This is a genomic window from Zunongwangia pacifica, from assembly GCF_023499215.1.
GTDB classification, from domain to species: Bacteria; Bacteroidota; Bacteroidia; order Flavobacteriales; family Flavobacteriaceae; genus Zunongwangia; species Zunongwangia pacifica.
Window position 1 is genome coordinate 1 of sequence record NZ_JAKHSK010000076.1, and the last position, 4,882, is coordinate 4,882.

General features: G+C 40.5%; 2 protein-coding genes and 1 pseudogene. All 3 read left to right on the forward strand.

The genetic code is table 11. The annotated features are described in order from the left end of the window. Positions 1 to 3,800: DUF6443 domain-containing protein (locus tag L1967_RS21970; RefSeq protein WP_249603638.1), on the forward strand; the 3,800-nt coding region annotated here is incomplete at its 5' end. A gap of 9 nt (positions 3,801 to 3,809) precedes the next feature. Next, on the forward strand, positions 3,810 to 4,259 hold the full coding sequence (locus L1967_RS21975) for a hypothetical protein (RefSeq protein WP_249603639.1): 450 nt from the start codon (positions 3,810 to 3,812) through the stop codon (positions 4,257 to 4,259). Positions 4,260 to 4,567: 308 nt separating this feature from the next. Continuing rightward, positions 4,568 to 4,882, forward strand: a pseudogene (locus L1967_RS21980) (transposase); the annotation flags it as partial.

Genomic DNA, 4,882 nt, shown 5'->3' on the forward strand with positions numbered 1-4,882 from the left:
CTTCCAGCGGTGGCGGCGGTGGCGGTGCTTTTAGTGATGAGAACTATGTATATACGCGAACGTACCGTCAGCCCTATAGCACTTCCTTAAGCCACAGCCAGGTCACCCCGGCCAAAGCGACCGAATCGATCACCTATTTTGATGGCCTTGGCCGTCCCATGCAACAGATCGGGATCAAGCAGTCTGGAGGAACAAAAGATATCATTACCCATATCGGTTACGATGCCTATGGCCGCCAGGATAAGGAGTATTTGCCCTATGTGGAAGGCAGTAGTACTGCCGGGACGTACCGCAGCAGTGGTGTACTGGTGGATCTGGAGAACTATTACCATTCGCGTTATGAGGAGGACTTTAGCGGGATGACCAACAGCACAAGCCAGGTGGACGGCCTGCCGGTGTATTCAGAGAAGCATTTGGAATCCTCTCCGTTAAGCCGTGTATTGGAACAGGGGGCACCGGGCAAATCCTGGCGTGTGAATAAAACCAGCGATAGTGACCATACGATAAAATTCGATTACCAAACCAATACCGGCAGTGAAGTACGGTTGTATGAGGTAAGCTTAAGCAGCAGTTATGAGCCGGGTCTGTTACTCTCTGGGTATTATGATCCGGGCGAACTGTATAAGACCGTGGTCAAGGATGAGAACTGGAGCAGTGGAAAGTTGCATACGGTGGAAGAATTTAAAGATAAACAGGGCCGTGTGGTCTTAAAGCGGACTTATGGCCCTGCGGATAAGAATATGGATGGAAATATTGGTTCTGGAGAGAGTGTTGTTGCCCATGATACGTATTATGTATATGATGATTATGGGAACCTGACCTATGTCCTTCCGCCAAAAGCATCAGTACTAAGCCTGAATGACTTATTGGAAGGCTCTTCATCAGGAGGATCTACAACAGGAAGCGATGCCGTCTATTCCCAGGCAGTGGTGGGTAACGGGGAAACCCTGGAGCTTACCTCCAGTGATGTTATTGTTTTGCAGCCGGGCTTTCACGCCCAATCGGGTAGTACCTTTAGGGCTTCTATTGATGAGGCTTCTACGGGTGGGACTGATAATAGTCCGTTAAGCGAACTGTGCTATCAATACCGCTATGATCACCGTAACCGTCTTATCGAAAAGAAACTCCCGGGCAAGGGCTGGGAGAGGATTGTTTATAACAAACTGGATCAACCCATCCTGACGCAGGATGCTCTTCAGGCGGACAAACCTACAAAGGAATGGCTGTTTACCAAGTATGATGCCTTTGGTAGGGTAGTCTACACCGGACTTTTTAAAAGTGACCTTAGCCGTGGCGATCACCAGGCCGCTGCAGATGCAGAAAACGATCAGTACGAGAAAACCTCTAACACCGCATTAAATTATGGAGGGGGCACGTTTTATTATACCGATAATGCCTATCCCGATTTAAGTGATCAAGCCAACGATGTCACTTTGTACACGGTGAACTATTATGACGATTACCGTTTTTATGGCAGCAGCCTGCCACAAAGCGTGTATAGTATTCCGGTAGAAAACTATAATAATGCGACCAGCACCAGGATAAAGACCAAAGGCCTGGCCACCGGATCAAAAGTACGGGTACTGACCACCAGTAGTTGGATCACCACGGTTATGGGGTATGATAAGAAAGGCAGGGTAATCTATAGCAAAACAGAGAACCCCTATCTGCAAAGCAGCGATGTGATCAAAAACAAGCTTGATTTCTTGGGACAAGTGGAAGAGAGTACGACAGTACATACCAAGACTAATCAACCCACTATCACCACAGTCGATAAGTTTGAATACGATCATATGGGCAGGCTGACCCAACAGACCCAAAAGATCAATAGCCAGGGAGAAGAACTGATTGCTTTCAACGAATACGATGGATTGGGGCAGCTTAAGAAGAAGAAAGTGGGCAATACCCCCACGGCCCCACTTCAAACAGTAGATTATGCTTATAACATCCGCGGGTGGCTCAAAAGGATCAATGATCCCAATAGTTTAGGGAACAAACTCTTTGCCTTTAAGTTGAATTACAATACGGCGGACCATGGGGCCACACCGCTTTACAATGGCAATATTTCAGAGACCGAGTGGCGCACTTCAAATGACAATGCCCTTAGATGGTATTCTTATGGTTACGATGCCTTAAACCGTATTAAAGATGCAATAAGTAGTGAATCAGCACGATACAATCTGAATAGTTCCATCTACGATAAGAACGGGAACATCACCTATCTTTCCCGTAATGGACAGCTTAATAGCGGGGCAACCTCTTTTGGTGAGATGGATAAATTGTACTATACCTATTCCTCTAATAGTAATAAGCTGTTAAAAGTCGATGACCGTTCAACAACTGATACCTATGGTTTTAAAGATGATATAGCAGGTAGCACAACAGACACCGGCAACGACTATAGCTATGACATTAACGGGAATCTTAAGACAGACACCAATAAAGGTATTACCAGTTTAACTAATGGTTTTATCTACAATCACTTAAACTTACCGGAGTCTGTAACAATCAGTACAGATCGAGGTGATGGTACAGGGACAATTTCGTATATTTACGATGCGATGGGGGTAAAGCTTAAGAAGACCGCCCCTGGGAATATCGTTACCGAGTATGCAGGAAATTACGTTTATAAAAAAGTGAATAATACGACAACCCTTGAATTTTTCAATACTCCTGAAGGTTATGTGGAGAAAGCAGGAAGTGTTTACAAATATGTGTACCAGTATAAGGATCACTTGGGGAATATACGCCTGTCCTATAGGAATATTGGTACGCCCACATCGCCGAGTTTACGTATAGAAGAACAGCATCATTATTACCCTTTTGGGTTACAGCAACAATATGCGCAGAGCAATCCCCGTTCTGATAATTTTAGCAACCATCAATACGGTTTTAATGGTAAAGAAGAACAGAATGAAAAGGGATTAGAATGGTTGGATTTTGGGGCAAGGAACTATAATGCAGCAATTGGTAGATGGATGAATATTGACCCGTTGGCGGAACAGATGAGAAGACATTCACCATACAATTATGCTTTTGATAATCCAATATTCTTTATTGATGATGAAGGTAGAATACCCTTACCGTTTATAATATATTATACAAGGATATCAAGTAGGTATGGAGTAAGGCAACATCCCATTAGCGGTAAATACAAAGGTCATGATGGAATTGATTTAACAGCGCCGATTGGTAGTTCAGTGAAGGCTGCTGCGAGGGGTAAGGTTGTTAAAATTGGATGGGATCCAGATGGATATGGTAGGTATATTGTATTGAAGCATACAAATGGTTATTATACCCTATATGGGCATTTAGAAAAAAGTGGAACAATAGTTGTTTTAAATGACGAAGTTTCCAACGGTCAATCAATTGCTACTTCGGGTAATACAGGAGGAAGTACTGGCCCTCACCTACATTTTGAAATCATAAAATCAGATTCTTACGTAGGAATTTTTAAAAAATCTAATAAAATTAACCCTGAGAGTATACATGATTTAGATTATATGTTACATGGACCAGAAATACCAAATTTCCAGACTTCAAACAAAATAGAATGGCTCCTTTTTTGGGTGAAATTAGCTTCTTATGGACGAAGTTCGAATAGTAATGAGGAAAATGACAATAATACTGAAAGGGAGTCAGTATCTTCCGTAGGTACGATCTTACCTAGTGGTGTTGATTTGGTAAATACGCCTCCTATAATTCCAAATTTGCCGCCAATCAATCCCGACCCTACAATTTTCACACCACCTCCGGTAATAACTCCTGAGCCCAATCCCTGTAAGGATTGTAATAATTAATATAATGTTATGGTTAAAACTCTAATAAAGATTAATTTTTTATTTTCTATTTTTATTTTTGCTTCTTGCTTGAATATCGAAAAGTCAAAGAAACCGACAATAGTAAATAAAAGACCTTCTAATTTGGTTAATTGTGATTTGGAGATAAAATCCTTTGTTAACAATTTTATGCAGGATTCTATTTTTAGAATGAAACATATTTCATTTCCTTTAGAGGGTTATAATTCTGACTATAGGTTTGAAGATGAGAATTATATATGGGATGAGGAATCTTGGCTATTTTATTCATCAGAAGATTTTAACGACAATGAAGAAGTAACGAAAAGTGTCGAAATTTTTGAAGATTGTGACTTCAATATTCTTTTATATAAAAAGAATACAGGTTACAAAAAAAAATATCAATTTCAAAAAAGTCAAAATGGTTATACCTTAATATTTTATTCTTATAGTGTTATTTGAAAAAACGCCATATGTATGCAGGAAATAATACATTAATATTTGTGGATTATGACGTTAGGGATTTTGGAATTTATATAGACTACGAGAAAAAAACAATAACACTAAAGTCTCACTATATAATAACGAGTGGAAATAGTAATTTGATGAATGATATTGCGAGTTACTGGAACGGTCAAAGTGGAAACTTTCTTTATAGGGAATAGATGCTGAATTATAAGCTTCCCTTAAAATCGAACTGTTTAAAAGTATACTATTTTGCTTAATTTTAAACAGTAATTATGAAGAAGGGTAAATATTCACCTTAGCAAATCGCAAAGATTTTAAAGGAATTTGATAACGGTAAAACGGCCGCAGAGATCAGCCGAGAGTACAAAATCAGCACAGCTGCTTTTACAAGTGGCAGGAACGCTATGGCGGCTGGATGAACGGTAAAGAATTCAAGCGTTTAAAGTACCTAGATCAAGAAAATCGAAGGCTTAAAAAAATGTGCGCCAATCTATCACTGGATCATCAGATGGCCAAAGAGATTATTGAAAACCTGCCAGCCGGCAGGCAGGAAAGCTTTAAAGCCCTGCCATAAACGAGCTATCACAAAAGAACTTATTCATTACGGTATTAGTAGG